Consider the following 15,965-nt stretch of genomic DNA (forward strand, 5'->3'; position numbering starts at 1 on the left):
CAGTGCGCATTGGTCGGCAGGCTCGACGCCAGCGAGTTGCACGACAAAGGGGAGCACTCGGCCATGTTGCCCATCGTGAACGACGCTATATCGAACCCTTCCAGCTTCTTGCTGATGGGAGCGACAACGTCCGTGGCAAATGGCTCGGGTTCAAACGCTTCCCAGGCCTTCTCGTCCTCGTCAAATTGAAGCTCGTACGCCTCGTAGTAGAAAAGCCTTAGCCCTTCAAGGGAGATTGAGGCGGCGTTCGCCAACTCGGTGATCTCGTGCGGCGAATTGAATAGCCAATACCCGTTGTGCTTCCAATAGTCGACGTAGTCGGCGAAAGGCTTTGAAACGCAACCGCTGAGCGAGTAGACGTCTGCCACATGCGCGGCCGTCAACCATTCAGGACGGTCGGCGACATGCTTGTAGAGATATCCCAGCGGGATCATGTAAGGTCCCAGAGGTCCATGGAGGTGGCAAAGTCGACGCGAGATAATTCCAAAGAAGGGCGCGACCCCTTCCCCATCCGGTCGACTACATCGAACCACCTATTCTGCTCCCACCACCTATAAAATCGTCACGTGAGCCGTAGCTGTGCGGCCTTCACACAAATCGAAGCTCTCGCCCGTCCTTAGTCTATCCAAGGGCGCGGCTGGCGAAAGAAACCTCGCTCTAGCATTAAACTCGGTGTGTTGAGCTTCCGTCGTATCGAATTCAAGCACCACGCTCCACGTGTCGCCGTTTGGCCAGTCTGTATCCTCAGCAAATCTGGCTACCGTGGAGTAAATTCCACTGGAAGGTCGGTTTAGCTTGGATTGTGACCAAGCAACTCGAACGCGGACTGTTTTTCTCACACTACACGCCCCTTTCTGCTCGTCGCCTTGCATTGTCACCAAACGATATCCATCTTCCCTCTTTGGTGATGGAAAGTTCCTGCCTCTACTTGTACCCGCGAGTCCTGGTCTAGTGGCAAGGTAAGTGTCATGCCGTTCTTGAACGAGATCTTGAAAAATTCATCGGGCTGCTCTTCTGCGCTGTCGACTACTTGACCGATCAACTCACATATCTTGTCTCGAAAACCAAGCTCTCTCGTGTCGCCCGGAGGTAGCGTCACAATAGGATCTGAGAACATATACATCAGAGGTCCGTTGAAATCCACGCCCACGTAATCTTGTACAAAGAGAATAGCGCTGACGGGATTGTCGGCCACACTTGCAAGAAAGTTCGCTTGATTGCTTGTCTTACTAGTCATTGTCGGCGGGTCTATGGAAACGTGACGCAGGGCGACTTTCTCGACCTTGGCGAAAAAACAGTGCATGAAGCGGTCGTGGCTCCAGCCACGCCACACAAACAACTCGGCCTGTTTTCTTCCTGATCCGCACCGGACGGTTACCTCGAATCGCAAGGATGGGTTGATTCGCTCAGCAATTCGCCCTGATCACTCATAACAGCACTGTCGAAGTACCGCGCCTTCCTTTAATACGCGGCTACCAGACAATGTCCGTTACACCTCTATCACTTCGAAAGGTCCCAGCCTCAACCTGCACGCGCGATTCTTGGTCAAGCGGGAGCGTCAGCGTCATTCCGCTCTGAAAAGTTATCTTGAAAAATTCATCCGGCACTTCTTCAACGATCGATACAACTTGACCAATCAATTCACACATTTTGTCTCGAAAGCCAAGTTCTCTTGTGTCTCCGGGAGCAAACGTGACGATAGGCTTCGAGAACATGTACAGCACGGGACCGTTGAAATCCACACCAACATAATTTTGAACGAAGATGATCGCGCTTACGGGGTCATCCTGAACATTTTCAAGAAAAATTTTTCGATTGATGGTTTCAGTGATCATTTGGGCGGCCCGAAAGGTATGTGTCGAATAGGGTCGTTATCTGGAACCGTACGACCTGTGAAAGGGTCAATTCCTTGGTTGGTTTTATTTTCGTAGGTCGCGTAACCATAAGGATACGGGTACTTCCCCGTAGTGGTTGGGTCCATTATGCGCACGCCCGTTGTCTTCGGATCGAATCCATTGCCTCCACTCCCGCCCTCATAACGATATCCCTTGCCGTTCGGAACAGGCTCTGGTCCCTCTGCGCCATCGGGGATAGGCACCACAGTACCGTCAGGAGCGACAACAAAATTCGGGCTATTGCGCCGAGAACTTCCTGGACTGCTCATTTCTTGAGCAGCATCGAAATCTCTAGCCGCACATTCGCCTAACGGCGCGAACTCCGAAGCCGGTATTGGTGGTACGTATTGAGTATGGTCGGCGCGATTTGCCGCCTCCCTCGCCTCCTCCGCCGTTTGTCGATCAAGCCTTTCGATCTCCCGGTTGACTTCCGGAATATTTTCTTCGATCGCATCTTCGTCCGGCGGCCCACCAAACAGTCCAGATGGATCGACCATGCTAAGCGGTCTGCTTGCGGCATAAGCAAAGGTCGAGGGACCTCCTGCCAACTCTAAAGGGTCGCTAGTAAGGTACCGACCTACCGACGGATCGTAGTAGCGGCGGGCGTTGTAGTTGAGGCCGGTCTCGGCATCGGCATACTGCCCGGGGAAGCGTAGATTAAAAAGGTACGAGCCGGTCGGGGCCTTTTCGCCAAACGAATTACCTGCGAGAACCCAGGCCCAAACAACGTTGCCGACGGAATCGGTCACCGCGCGCGGCGTTCCTACAGCGTCGGCATGGATATAACGTACGGCTGTTGCCGTACCTGAAGTGTCCAGTACCGCCACGGGCAAATCGCCGAGCCAAACGTAGGATCGAGGCGTCGAGTTACCCGTCTCCGCTAAAACATGCCCCGCTTCATCATAGGTGAACCGCGCCGAAGCGGGACTACCACCTGCAGAGGTCCGGGCCACGCGTTGCGCCAACGCGTTGTAGGTGTAACTGCCAACCGTCCCGCCGTTGAATTGCGCGAGTGTCAGCTGACCACGTGCATCGTAACCAAAACCGTAGGTCCCACCAGCCTGCGCCACAGCTGTGGTATTGCCTGCTCCATCATTGGCCCGCGCCAAATTGCCAACCGCCGAAACCTGGTGCGTGCCAGCTGTATAGGCAACGGTACCGTTGTCAACCACGCCACCCGATTTCGACAGGCGGTCCCCGGTGCCATTGTAGGTATATGTCTCCAACGCCGCGCCTGCTGCACTGAACGTACCGGTCAGGCGGCGCAACGGATCATAGCTATAACTTTCCGTTGCAGGGCTCGCGCCGGGGTTATCGCCCTGCGCGACCACATCACCCATGGCACTGCGCGCCAAGTGTTCGGAAAATCCAGGTGCCACGACATCGTTGAGCTGATAGTTAGCGTCGTAGCCGCGCGTCACCGTTGCCCCGGAAGCCAGCGTGTAGCCCGACAGCGAGCCAAACGGTAGGTAAGTTGCGGCGGTGATAATCGGTGTGACTGCCCCGCCTGGTGCCGTAACGGAAACAGTAGTCGTATTGCCCAGCGTATCGTGGCCGTAGTTCACCTTGCTGCCATCGGCCCGGGTCTCGCTGAGAAGTCTATTTCCAGGCGTATAGGTGTAGCTGGTGATATCAAGTTGGCCTGCAATCGTTTGCCTCTGCTGGCTGACATTCCCCTGCCGGTCATAGCAAAAGCTGGTCGTCACCCCAGCATCGACCATTCGTGTCAAATGCCCGGCCGGAAATGAGGCCGTGCATCCGGTAACGGTATTGGCTTCATCGTAGAAGTAACTCGTGTCCGCGCCGGTTTGAGAGAAGGTTTCCGACACCTTTCGGTTAAGCGCATCGTAGTGGGTCGTTCGAGTGATGCCCCTGGCGTCCTTGCGCGTGGCTTCATTGCCGGCCAAATCGTAGGTGAAGGTCGAAAGGCCGGTGTCGGGGCTAGTCAAACTCTTCCGCTGACCATAGCCATCAAAGGCCTGAGTGGTCAGCAGCCCGTTCGGATCCGTCACCTGCGTCGTATTGTCCAGCGCGTCGTAGAGATAACCGATGGTCGTGTTGGCAGTCGGGCCAGTGCCCGCACTGTCCTGGATGACATTGGACACGCGGTTGAGTGGGTCATATACGCGTTGGGACTGTGTGCCAACGCCATCCGTCGACTTGACCAGATTGCCATTGGCATCAAAGCCATCGTTGGGCACAGTGAACACCGCACGTCCCATCGCGTCCTTCTTCGACGACAGCAACCCCGTTGCCGTATAGCCCGATGTCCGGCTGCTTACGATGTGCTGACCGCCGTCGATGATCTGAACACCGGTGACCTGACCCGCTGCATTCAGGAACTGGGCGAGTCTGTTGGCTTTCCCGTCAACCGTTCCCACCAACCGATGCGCGTCATCGTAGAGATAGGACAAGACCACCCCATCGGGATCGGTTAACGAGGAAACGTGGTCGAAATGGTCATACACGGTAGACCAGGTGGCATCAGCCGCCGATGGCGTGCCATCACTATTGGCCCGGACGATCAAGCTTTTGACGTTGCCGTTAACATCGTAGCCATAGTCCGTCACCACCCCATTGCTCGACACGGCCCGGGTAGGCCGCCCCACTGCGTCGTATGTCGGGTACCTAGTAACATGCCCAGCCGCATCGGTCACCGACGCTACATCGCCGAAGCTATCGGAATAGGCATAGGTGATGACATCGACCACATCCGTGCGCGGGCCGTCCACCGTCAGCAGCAACCCGACTTTCGGACAAGCGGTGCTCACCGCATCGCAGTAGGTATAGACCGTGCGCCGTACCGATACAGGCGCCGTCCCGGTTGGCGCACAGGTGTAGCTGGCATTGGCTTCGGCATCGAATACGCAGGCCGCGGTCGTCTGACCCCTGGCGTTATAGGCCCAAGCTTGCTTTGCAACGAGCTTGCCCGATGCATCGGCCAGGGTCCGGGTCAAAGGCTTGCGCAGGTTGATATCCCACGTGGTTACGTGCTTCCGGGCGACCGATGTGCCGAAGGCCTCTGTGCGTGAGGTCTCCAGACCCGCGGTGTTGTATTCGCTGACGGTTTGGTAGCCGCGGAAATCGGTATGGACCGTAGGATTGAAGCTACCGTCATAACTGATGGCCGCACTCGATCCACAAGACAGGCAGAAGCCGTCGACGCTGGATAGCTTCGCCCGCTTGTTAACGATCGAATAACCCATCGTGCGAGCGACACCCTCGGGAAACGTCACCGTACTGGTCGTTGAGGTGTAAGCCACCGACACCGCATTGGCCCCTGCGGGTTGGGATGCGCTGGTTACGGCGCCTGTCGTGTCGTAGGTCCAGGATGTGATCGGTTTGCCATCGTCTTCTATCGCCGACAGCGTGTCGATGGCATTCACTGGGGTGAAGTCGAATGTGCGGATAAGCCCGTTGGGATAGGTGATTTTCGTGATGTAGAGGGGGCGGGAATGGGCATACCGGATGGCTTGGCCATCCGGACCTGTCACGGTCGCCAACATGTTGGAACTATCGTAGGTCAGCTGAAGATGACGACCCACGGGATCCGTTACGGTGATCAGAAGCCCAGCTTCGGAGGCGATCGACGTTGAGGTCGTACTGGTGCTGTAAGCGAGGGTCGTTACATGGCCCGTATCGTCCGTAATGGTCTGAAGCACGCCATTGCCGTCGAAATGCTCGTGATTCAGGGTGTCGGGCCGGAACACGTCAAACGCGGTAACCGTACCATCCGCTTTTTTCGAAAGCGTCATCTGGACGTGCACGTCGGGCCGCGCAGTGATGACCGGCGGCCGCTGCGTGTAATCGATAGAGGCGGGTTGGAGGGTGCCGTTGATATAGGCAAACTGATATTCCTTCCCGTCTTCGGTGTCGTAGAGCACACCGGCGGGAACATTCGGCCCAGCCTGCTGTTGGTAAAAGATCCGGCGAACATAGTTCGTGGTCCAGTTCACTCCGACCTGGCCGCTGCGGTCGATGGAATTGAAATAGCGGACGAATGCGCTGGTGCTGGTGTTGTAGTAACGAGCGAACCGAAGCCACGTTCCCCAGTGGCCGTCCTCCTGAACTTCGAAGCCGTTGCCGGTGGCTGCATTGATGGGGTCTCCCACGTTTGGGGAGGTGCCGTCACAATCGCAGTCGGCGCCATCGTTGGCGCTATCACTGAAAGGTATCCACGTGCCCTGGATCTGGCCTATCTCGACAGATTCGCACCAGCCGCCCGCACCGGTGACCGTGGTGAGGTTACCCTCGGTCTCCAGGGTGTACCCAGGGCATTGATCGCCATTGTTGACGTCTTGCAGGAGGATGGCATCCGCCGCTTCCTTGATGGTCAGGAACGACCCAGGAATGGCGTCATCCTCGCCGGGGTTGGCGTAGTAAGGCGCACCGTATTGCCCCATGGTTGCGGGCGCCGCCTGCGCGATCGCCGCCTGGTGCCAGGCACCCGACACGAAACCCATAATGATTACGATGATCGATATCAAGGAAGCGCGAGCGGCGCGCACTCTTTGGTCCGCGAACTTTCGCGGCAGCAGCTTCCATCCAAGCATTCGAATTATCCCCAGTCCGAAGGCGTGATCCCTTCCCACGCCGAGCGTCCGGAGTATTGCCGCTAGCGGTTTTTTTTAGAGCGCACTAATTCGAAAAAACTATGATGGCTGAACGAAAATGGTATGTATTTTCGGCAACAACGACTCAGGCATGAAGCTCAACTGTCCTGCGCTTCTCCAAACCCGCCCTCCCCCAGCCTTCTGGTTAGCCGGAAGACTTGGCTGCGGGCGCCGGCTGTGGCGGGGACGGCTGCAGGGGCGGCAACGGACCCGGCTGGATAACGCAATGCTTAACGGCTTCAGTGCCAGTCGCTGCTCCATCCCCGGGGAAGTCCTCCTGATAACCGGCTGCGCTCTTTTGCGACTCGGTGCTCTGACAAAATACTGCTACCAGCCCGCTGCCGTAAACTTTGTTGTCAGCGATGCCGGTCACTTGATAGCGCACGAGCACACTCGCCTGCATAAGCAGAAGCTGCGACTTGGCCCATGTTGTATAGGTGCCCGCACTGGCGACATTAGCTCCGAGCGCGACGTCAAGCAGGAACACCAGCGACGGACGCGGCTTGCCTTGTTCGGGTTCGGCCTGACTTGCTCGATAAACTTGGTAGCTCCGGTTCATGGCTGCCAACGCGAGGCCGATTTTAGGCTCATACGTGGTTGGGCTTGAGACTCCAACACCGCCGAGCTGATCGATTTTCCCAAGGGCCGATTTGAGCTGGGTATCAGCGTCATCGATCTGCTGCAATGCGCTCGTGCAATCGCTGCTCCCGTTGGACTTCCCAAGCGATTTCCGTCGGGCTGATACCGCACCCTGGTTGACTACCATGGACTTGCGAATGGCATCGAGCCGGTCGAACAAGTCGGGCTTGTACATGCCATCTGGCGTAACGACGTTTCCCTTGCTGAGAAGCGCCCCGGTCACCACAGCTTCCACATCGGCCTGCTCAAGCCCAGACGATCCGGGCTCGCCGCGTTCCACCGTGGCTGCAAACCTGCCAACGATCGACACAAGCGTGCCGACCCCTAGATCGACCCCTGCCAGAAGCGCATTGGCGTGTGGAAAGGCCACACTCAACGCCGCCGTGCTCTGGGTTGAAGCAGCGGCCGCTGGTGCCGTACCCGACTTGATCTGGGCCTCATATAGATTTGACTGTGCGTACAGATTCGCTCTAGCCAGCACGCTTTCAAGGTGCCGCTGAGTAGTTGCTGCCGCAGGTGCCGCGCAAGCCTTCGCCGGAATGTCCTTGATTTCGCTCACCTGGAGCGCGACCGCTTGTTCGATCTCACCGAGTGCATGGTCAATCGTGCGACCCTGTGGCGCAGCCGGTGAATAATCTTGCAGCCTGCCCAGGACGCATTTGTTGGTGCTATCACAACTTCCGGCAATGCCATCCGCGATAGTAGTGCCTGCGCGCTGCAGTGCTACCGCCGCGAGAAAGCTCGCAAGGTTGGGCTTGGTTGCACTGGCCTCACCCGCGCCAGGCTTAGGCGTGTCGGACGCCGGTACATCGGGCGCCCCACCTACGGTACCCGCCGCCGCAGGTGCATTGGCACCTTTGATAGCCGGGGCCGGGCCGGGCTTTTTTGCTGCTGCAAGGGAGGTCGGCTCAATGAGGACCAGTGCCAGGCCACCCAGCAACAGGGACCAAATCGCATTCATGGATCACCTCGAGGGATGTCTGTGAATCCTGCCAGCGGGCCGGGCCCGTGCTCCCCGCACCGGCCCAGGCATAGTTTCAACATGTAGCGGATGTTGTTCCCACGCCAAATGAATCCTTCTCTGAAACTCAAAGAAGTGATCTTCAAGGAACTGCAAGATCCCCAGTTGCGAAAACGTGGCCCTGGCCAAGCTCATGTAACCCAATGTGCGATAGAGCGCTACTGGCCGAACGTTATAGCAGCGGCCCATGACTGAGGCCCGCCACACTTTCTTTCGCGGCGGTCACAAGGTCAGCGGCACACAGTGCGCATTGGTCGGCAGCCTCGACGCCAGCGAGTTGCACGACAAAGGGGAGCACTCGGCCATGTTGCCCATCGTGAACGACGCTATATCGAACCCTTCCAGCTTCTTGCTAATGGGGGCGACAACATCCGTGGCAAATGGCTCGGGTTCAAACGCCTCCCAAGCCTTCTCGTCTTCGTCGAATTGAAGCTCGTACGCCTCGTAGTAGAAAAGCTTCAGCCCTTCAAGGGTGATCGAGGCGGCGTTCGCCAACTCGGTGATCTCGTGCGGCGAATTGAATAGCCAATACCCGTTGTGCTTCCAATAGTCGACGTAGTCGGCGAAAGGCTTTGAGACGCAACCGCTGATCGAATAGACGTCTGCCACATGCGCGGCCGTCAACCATTCAGGGCGGTCGGCGACATGCTTGTAGAGATATCCCAGCGGGATCATGTGCTGCTCCGGGTCATTGCCGGAGGGAGTGCTATGGGCCGAGATCTTAGCCTACGGCGCCGTCAGCGCAGGATTGAGGATCGTTCGATGGGATGTGTAGGGCAACTTTGAGAATATTCGTATGGAGTGGACGCGTGGAAATCGGGATTATGCGCGGGTTGCCGGGAGAGCCTGGCAACCGGGTGTAGAAAACCCGTCAATCGGACCGGCCCCGCAGTCGCTTACCTGCGGGGCCGGTAGGTTCCACGCCATTATGGCGGGCGACCAGGCGGGCTTATGCCCGGCCGTTCGATTGCGGTTTTTCTACCCTGGCTCGCCCGCCACCCTACCCTTTCAAACGGGACCGGGCGACGAGCCACGGTGGCGAATGAACGTACTCGGCGACATGGAGCAGTCTGGTTGACCGTTATTCCAGTGGCGGAAGACCAGGCTAGGGTGTAAATGCCGAGGCGTTCATTCGCCTGATCCGTTTGGGGCACGCGAGATCGTTCTCTCAAGGCGGCAATTCAAGACGCCTGGAGCCCTTCCAGGGAAACCAACCCCTCTTGCCACACCTTCGTTCTATTCTGAGAACCACCCTCAGCAACTTGCCAACTGTTAACAATGGAGGAGTGCCATCCATGGCGCTGATAACCTGTTACTGGCGCGAAGTCCCGCCAGTGCATTGATACTCCTTTACCACCTCCCACGTAGCGCACCCCATGCCGCCGGTTTGCTCGCAGTGTTGCTGAGAACCCCCAAAAGCTTCTGCACTCTGATATCCCCATGCCGCGCATCGTTGCGTCGCTGTGTTCAATGCTTGAGCTTCGCTCAACTGCGGCTTCTCAAACTGCCCATATTCGAACGCTAGGCGCACAACACCATCCGCCCTACTGCCCCCGACAGGGGTCCAAACCTTCTGCGTGGCGCATCCCGCCAATGTTGATACGCATAGGACAAATATGACGCTTTTCATGAATCTCCCCCTGTGTGAAATAACTCAATCAACTCACCATTAGTTCCCTGCCGTAAAACCTCCATTTTCACCCTCTATCGAAAACTCGATAACGCTCAGATGCGAAATCTCCCTTATGGAACTGATTCAACAAGCTAATAGTCGTGGAGCGGGAGGCCAGGGTTGGCATCTATGGCTACCTCGCATTCAGACCGGCTCGGCAATCTGCACCGTAGGAGCATCACCTCCAGCTTGCTCTTCAGTGATGCCCATCATCATTCGGTAGTGCTGCCCCTGCCCTGCCCGCTCGAAAATCAGCTTAAATACGTAGAGGTAAGTTTCAACGGCAACTGCATTGACGGTCATGTACACATCATCAGGCACACCGTGTGATCCGTCATGGGTCCAGGACACCAGCGATAAACAAACCTGAAGCTCCCGGCCCGAGAACTTCGATTGAAGCTTGTCAAGGTTAAGGCCGCCCAGGATACGGAAATAAGACTCAAGGATTCTCCGTAGCGTGTTCTGAATACTTGACTCGACGTTCACTGGATGGCGAACGTCGTGCCATAGAAGTTCATACGAGGATTTGACGGGATTGTCAGGCTGACGCTCAACTACCGAACGCTCGTTACGCTTGCGAACCATCCAGAAGGCTACTTTGTTGCTCGCATCCACCTTGAATGTCACTTCCTTGTGGAAATAGACATTGTGGGTCAGAACGAACAGCTGCCGGACTATCCCGCTCTGGCTCCGCACCTCATCGGCTAGTGTGCGCACTAGAGTCGAAACCACAAACAAGACATCACTATCAAGGCTCGAAACGGGGTCATCAATCACCACTACCCGTTGATCACCCACGCCTGACTCAGTGTTGCTGCCCTTCATGAGGTGATAGAAATAGAGGAAGGTGATGAAGGTTCGCTCGCCTTCGCTGAGGGTATCGGTTGCGTCATCTCCGTTGGTTCGGAGAAGACGATACTCGCTACCGCCCGATTCGCCGAGCTTGAAGCCCGTGAAATTGAAGTCCGTCAGCGTCTGATTAATGGCAGGAATTGACGGCCTCGTGCTGGTAACCTCCCGCTCCAGGGTCCGGATGTCAGCCTGCAGCGTAGCAATGGAAGATTTGTCATTGTCCACTTGTGCCCGGAGCGACTGGATAGCCTTCTCCAATCCGGGTGCATGGCGGTCAAACTCTTCAAAAAAGCCCTTGCACCCCACATCAAGCATGTACCGCCAGACCTCGCCCACAAGGATGATCTTCTGGTTCTCTCTGTCGGCTAGCAGGCGATTGTGCTCATCAACGCGGGTATTGACCACGTCGATAGCAAGCGCAATCTCCCCGAGTACATCACCGACGCGTTCAAGGGTCACCGGCGCGCTTGGCTCGGCCCGCTTCTGTACGAGCCTCGTCCGGTTGATGGCGACCAAGGAGTCAAATAATTCCAGCTGTTTGGTGACGTAGGGCCTGTCTAGCATCTCACCACTTTGGGCCAGGGCCGTCTCGACCTGGCGCCTTGTTGCCTCAACCACTTGCTCATAGGCCTGGATTACCGTCTCGATGGTCGCGATACCTTCGACGAAGGAGCGGTCAAAATAAGCTTCCAGATCTGCCTTGAGCGAGGACGGGATGACTTGCTGGCAAAACGGGCACTTCGGATCGCTCAAGTCGAGGAATCTACGACCCTGGGCCACCCAGTCGGAGTTTTGGAGATGATTGATGAGAGCCGCAATATCAACGTCACTGCGGCCAAGAACACGCTTTGCTAGGACGGGTGAATCTCCGGCCCGGTCAACGGCCTCCACATCAACCATCCCTAGTCTAGGAAGGGCCACGGGCGCAGGCCCAAAGAGAGTTATGGCCTTCGAGACCAGGTCCGCCTCCGTGAGCAAAAGGGACCGGTTGCCCTCCCGGTCTCGGAGCAACCGATCGACAAATCGCTCCTTGTTGTTGCGCACCCCCTCAAAAGCATCCTTGAACCGACCCTCGTTTTCGCGCATAACCTCAAAGGAACGATCACGCAACCGGATCCGAGCCGCCTCCAGCTCACCGACCTTGCCGCCTTTCCCATCCTCCCCCTGCAACGTTCTGGTGTGCTGAATGAGATCAGCCTGCGCGCCTTCCAGCGCACCGCGCGTGGCCCGCAATTGGTCCTGTACCTCAATGGTTGCCTTGCCCAGGGTGAAGATGCCTTTAACTGTCGATGAGCGGAAATTGGCTTCCACGAAGGCGCGGTTGTACGCAAGCACTTGAAGGGGCGAAGGGGTTGTCCAGCTCAGTGCACACCCATCGAAAGGGGGCGCGCATCCACTGGCGAGCAGCGATCCCAGCGTGGATTTCCCCACGCCATTGCCACCAAAGATGTAGTTGCAAGCGGGGACGTCCGCCAGCGTGCACCCAACAGCGGGATAAGTCGCTACATTTGCGACGCGGATGGTCTTGAACATGGTCACCGCCCCCTGGTCGGCGGCCACATCATGGACAGGTACAGATGTACGGGCAAGCGTGAAAATCAAACTTGCCGAATATGCATAGGGCCAGCTGTGAGCGAGAGGGCGATGGCGCCTGCATAGATACAAGGACAAGGCAGCTCAGCACCGTGTCATGGATGGATGCCGAGTCCATTGCCTCCGACACCGCACTAGGCGGCGCGCTTTGGTGCCGTGGGCCATTATTTACATCCAACCAGCTGAGCCGAGGTGTATGCCGCTCTGGCCGTGAAATTGAACGCCCACGCCATCCGTTCAGCGCCAGGAATGGCCGAGCATAAGACAAGAATAAGTATCAACGTTGATCAAATAGCAACGCGCATCTTGCTGCGTGAACCGTCCGCGGCGAACTAAACGCTCCACTCTCCTGAGTTGTCAAAACGACAACCAACTGATCCTGGCCGACGTTCAGTAAGAAGCCGCGTCATAGATCAGTCATTACTTTGAAAGCGACTCCAGCCATCCCGCAAACCTCTCGCAAGTATCCTTTGAAACCATTTCACGGGTGATCTCTCCGGCTGCTACACGACCGTGAAAGCAGAGAGCCAGCATCGGCCTGGACAGACGCGCAATCTTCACCGCGTGAGACACCGATTTGTCAGGGAAGATGGCCAACCCCGGCGAAACCAGAGCCGCGAAGTCTTCGCGCCCGAACGCACCTTCGATACCCGGACAATCTTTAAAAAGCAAGATTCGCCGTTGCTTGTCCTCATCGCTGAACATCCATTTCTTTGCAATATCGCGAGATACTTTTCGACCTTTTTCGTCATCGTCGAACGCCATTTAAAAGTCCAATCGCCAAGCCACGAACAGGTCCGCAATGGTTTTTACATTGTCTGCGCTGGTAATGAGGCGAACGGTCCATGGTGCGAATGCGTAAGCCAATGCGCCCGTTAGACAAATGATGCCGACATCCCAATCGGGAAAGTGATAAGTCAGCGCACCCCAGAGCAACCAGCCCATCCCCAGGCAAAAAAACAAAAAGCTTCCAAGGCCGGAGAACTTCAGCCAGCTCCCCGCGAAGATCAAATCCTGGACCAACCTCCCTCATACGCGGTCCGCCTTCCCGGATTTGATAGGCGGAAGCCGTCTACTCAAGTAGTAGTTCGCGCACAGGACACCAGTAATCATGACAAATATCGAAAAGTTTATTACTCGTGTGGGCATGGGCGGCGAGAGTTCCGGTTCATACGATGGCAATAGGCCGAATCCCAGAAAAAATGTTGCCACGCCCGCAAGTGCCGCGCTTAGTTTGATCGCGAGGCTGCGCATCTGAAGATGCCCGTACGCCAATGGCAGCGCAACCAGAACCAGGATGACTGCGAAGACTCTAGAATGATCTCCCTGGATCAGCATCCATACCGCTCGCACGGCCACGACGATGTAAACCACTGCGATCAATCGATTTAACCACGGCAACAGGCGCGTAACCATTAGCAATTCCCCCTGTTTTTTGCGCAATTACAGCTCGGCGTCCCGCCAAACAAACCATCATTAGCACCCTCAATACCGGCCTCCAGTTCATCAGGCGTCACCGGGCTCCCTCGATAGGGCGAAGCTCCAAACGGCCATTGACCGCCGCCGGCGTTCGCGTAGAACTTAGTCGTATGGTATCCGACGGTTGCGGCAACCATAGGTCCCCATTGATAAGCATTAGCGGCAGCACCACGGGATTCGATTTGCGATTTGCATCTGCGACCCGCTTGGTGTTTTCCCTTTGTATACTTCTTACGTCGTGGAAATTACGCACCATGCCTGTTTTTCATCTGCAGCATAGATGTCACCGCATAGGCCAACGGCCAAATCGTAATTTCTTGCCGGCATTTCCGCAGCATCGGCGCACGATGATGCGCTCAAAGCAAGCGACGCATAAATTGCGACTCTTTCTTGGGTTCTCGTAATCAGGTTACGTGTAGGGAAAATCCTACAAAAAAGCAGGATGTACCTCACAGGATTCGAAACAGATGGGTGCGAAAGTAAAAGGGAGAATCCCTTTCCAACTTTTTCATTTGAAGTGAGAAAACCATGGCCTACTTGACGGTAGTAGACAACGTCTCTGCAATGCTGGCGCTCTCCCACGCGAACGTGGCGTCAGGCGTACAAACAATGGGTTATTACTCGCCCGGTGACGGTGGCGACGGCGTTTATCGAATGGATCTTTCGGATACAACCTCGCCGAGCGACGGCGTTTTGGTGCAGGTGGCCACCGATGGCACTCGCTACAAACTTGAGCCGACCAATGGGGTCGTCAACGTTCGCCAAGGCGGGGCTCGAGGGAATTCGAACGGAACGCCTGGAAATGGTGCTGACGACACAGCGAGAATCCAGGCAACGGTGACTGCGGTGGGTCATGGGGCAATGTACGTGCCAGCGGGGATCTATAGAACGACGTCGGTCATCAATGTGGGCGCTGCCACGAAGATTTATGGTGACGGCTACACGGTCAACAGAACTGGAAATCAGACCGCGCCTAACACTATAGGTAGCGGCTCCTGGTTCTATTTTGACCATACGGGTATAGGCTTTTACCTCACAACGACATTCGCAGGCGGTCTTTTTCGAGGTATCGCCACGTTGAGAAACCAACCACTCAACCTCGTTGCTGGCTGGACGCCCACTGCTAACGACTTTGACTTCCTTCAGAATCCAAGTACGCCAGAGTGGTCTTGGGAGGATGTCATGGTCCTCAACCCTACAAAGGGTTTCTCCCTTGCCAGTCGCCCTCGCTTGCAGAATGTCAGGGGCCAGCCGTTCCAGATTGGTGTATATGTCGACCAATCCACAGATACGGGTAGATTCGAGTCGATACATTTTTGGCCCTACTGGGCCGACAATGCTGCGGTAGAGAACTACCAGATGCACAATCTGGCGCTCTATCAGTTTCTCCGGGCAGACAACCATACTTTGCTAAATTGTTTCGGGATCTTTGCCTGTTGGGGGGTGCGAATCTCAAACGGAGCAACAGGCACGGTGAGCAAGTTGCGCATCACAAGCTGTGATTTTGATTCAGTGGGATACGCGATCATTGTGGAGACGGCAGCAAACGCTGCGACGTTGCAAATTGACAACGTCTCGGTTCAGGGCGATCTCAACAATCAAACATTCGGATTTGGGCTGTACGTGCAATCGAGCAATTGCCGCGTCATGGCATCTGTTTTTAATGCCGTTTACTGCCATCAAGGCGTGGTGCGCTGCGAAGGATCCGGGAACCACATTCAAATCGGCAACATAGAGGGGATCGACTGGGATGTCGCCGCGGCAGGATTTGCTGGCATTGACATAGCTTCCGGCAACGTGTGCTCCGTTGGAACGTATTACCTCACGACAAAGTACAACGCCACCACGAACTATCTCACAGGGCCAATCCAGGTGTACCTCGGTTCGTCAGCTACGACGGGTACGACGGACGCGAACGGGATCATTAACATTCCTCATGGACTCAGGGCGCGACCATCAGTAGCCCATATCGAGCCAGTATCCGATTCCGCGATGGTGACCATTGTCACCGCGACGTCGAATACGACTGTATCCGTTAAGTTCCGGCAAAGCGGGAACGCAGCTCCTTATGTAAATACGCCCATCGCTTTCCAAGTCTCCTATCACAACACGATCTGATGCCAGTAAAAAAAGCGTGTTTGAGTTCGGGCATCAAACGGTGCCCAAGCTGGGATAAATAAAAAAGGCATCCGTTAGGATGC

The 15,965-nt window shown here is 56.1% G+C and carries 10 protein-coding genes; 1 reads left to right on the forward strand and 9 read right to left on the reverse strand.

Going from position 1 to position 15,965, the window contains the following annotated elements; genetic code table 11:
• From NDK18_RS09760 to NDK18_RS09795, 9 genes are all read right to left on the reverse strand, one after another.
• Positions 1 to 434: hypothetical protein (locus tag NDK18_RS09760; protein WP_250627674.1), on the reverse strand; the 434-nt coding region annotated here is incomplete at its 3' end.
• 440 nt (positions 435 to 874) lie between these two features.
• The gene (locus NDK18_RS09765) at positions 875 to 1,390 is read right to left on the reverse strand and encodes a hypothetical protein (RefSeq protein WP_250627675.1); all 516 of its coding nucleotides are present in this window, start codon (positions 1,388 to 1,390) and stop codon (positions 875 to 877) included.
• Positions 1,391 to 1,472: 82 nt separating this feature from the next.
• Positions 1,473 to 1,835 carry a CarD family transcriptional regulator gene (locus NDK18_RS09770; protein ID WP_250623317.1) on the reverse strand — a complete coding sequence of 121 codons (363 nt, stop codon included), beginning with the start codon at positions 1,833 to 1,835 and terminating at the stop codon, positions 1,473 to 1,475.
• A complete protein-coding gene (locus NDK18_RS09775) occupies positions 1,832 to 6,448 on the reverse strand; it encodes an RHS repeat-associated core domain-containing protein (protein ID WP_250627676.1) in 4,617 nt (1,538 codons plus the stop codon). The genes NDK18_RS09770 and NDK18_RS09775 overlap by 4 nt, the downstream gene beginning before the upstream one ends.
• A gap of 205 nt (positions 6,449 to 6,653) precedes the next feature.
• The gene (locus tag NDK18_RS09780) at positions 6,654 to 8,108 is read right to left on the reverse strand and encodes a hypothetical protein (RefSeq protein ID WP_250627677.1); all 1,455 of its coding nucleotides are present in this window, start codon (positions 8,106 to 8,108) and stop codon (positions 6,654 to 6,656) included.
• A gap of 282 nt (positions 8,109 to 8,390) precedes the next feature.
• Complete coding sequence (locus NDK18_RS09785; protein WP_250627678.1) at positions 8,391 to 8,843, reverse strand: hypothetical protein; 453 nt, start codon at positions 8,841 to 8,843, stop codon at positions 8,391 to 8,393.
• A 637-nt stretch (positions 8,844 to 9,480) separates the two neighbouring features.
• Positions 9,481 to 9,798 (reverse strand): YecR family lipoprotein, encoded by a 318-nt coding sequence (gene yecR / locus NDK18_RS19475; protein WP_425600636.1) that lies wholly within the window; start codon positions 9,796 to 9,798, stop codon positions 9,481 to 9,483.
• A gap of 186 nt (positions 9,799 to 9,984) precedes the next feature.
• Positions 9,985 to 12,225 (reverse strand): AAA family ATPase, encoded by a 2,241-nt coding sequence (locus NDK18_RS09790; protein ID WP_250627679.1) that lies wholly within the window; start codon positions 12,223 to 12,225, stop codon positions 9,985 to 9,987.
• Positions 12,226 to 12,705: 480 nt separating this feature from the next.
• Positions 12,706 to 13,050 (reverse strand): hypothetical protein, encoded by a 345-nt coding sequence (locus NDK18_RS09795; protein ID WP_250627680.1) that lies wholly within the window; start codon positions 13,048 to 13,050, stop codon positions 12,706 to 12,708.
• Between the two features lie 1,242 nt (positions 13,051 to 14,292).
• Here NDK18_RS09795 and NDK18_RS09800 point away from each other — a divergent pair.
• Positions 14,293 to 15,882, forward strand: a complete 1,590-nt coding sequence (locus NDK18_RS09800) for a hypothetical protein (protein WP_250627681.1) — start codon at positions 14,293 to 14,295, stop codon at positions 15,880 to 15,882.
• Positions 15,883 to 15,965 lie beyond the last annotated feature (83 nt).

It is taken from the genome of Pinirhizobacter soli (assembly GCF_015905305.1).
GTDB classification, from domain to species: Bacteria; Pseudomonadota; Gammaproteobacteria; order Xanthomonadales; family Rhodanobacteraceae; genus Pinirhizobacter; species Pinirhizobacter soli.

Bases quoted from the DNA above. Each gene is read 5' to 3' on its own strand.
- NDK18_RS09775 (WP_250627676.1), bottom strand. From the start codon at position 6,448: ATGCTTGGATGGAAGCTGCTGCCGCGAAAGTTCGCGGACCAAAGAGTG.
- NDK18_RS09785 (WP_250627678.1), bottom strand. From the start codon at position 8,843: ATGATCCCGCTGGGATATCTCTACAAGCATGTCGCCGACCGCCCTGAA.
- NDK18_RS09780 (WP_250627677.1), bottom strand. From the start codon at position 8,108: ATGAATGCGATTTGGTCCCTGTTGCTGGGTGGCCTGGCACTGGTCCTC.
- NDK18_RS09800 (WP_250627681.1), top strand. From the start codon at position 14,293: ATGGCCTACTTGACGGTAGTAGACAACGTCTCTGCAATGCTGGCGCTC.
- yecR (WP_425600636.1), bottom strand. From the start codon at position 9,798: ATGAAAAGCGTCATATTTGTCCTATGCGTATCAACATTGGCGGGATGC.
- NDK18_RS09795 (WP_250627680.1), bottom strand. From the start codon at position 13,050: ATGGCGTTCGACGATGACGAAAAAGGTCGAAAAGTATCTCGCGATATT.
- NDK18_RS09770 (WP_250623317.1), bottom strand. From the start codon at position 1,835: ATGATCACTGAAACCATCAATCGAAAAATTTTTCTTGAAAATGTTCAG.
- NDK18_RS09790 (WP_250627679.1), bottom strand. From the start codon at position 12,225: ATGTTCAAGACCATCCGCGTCGCAAATGTAGCGACTTATCCCGCTGTT.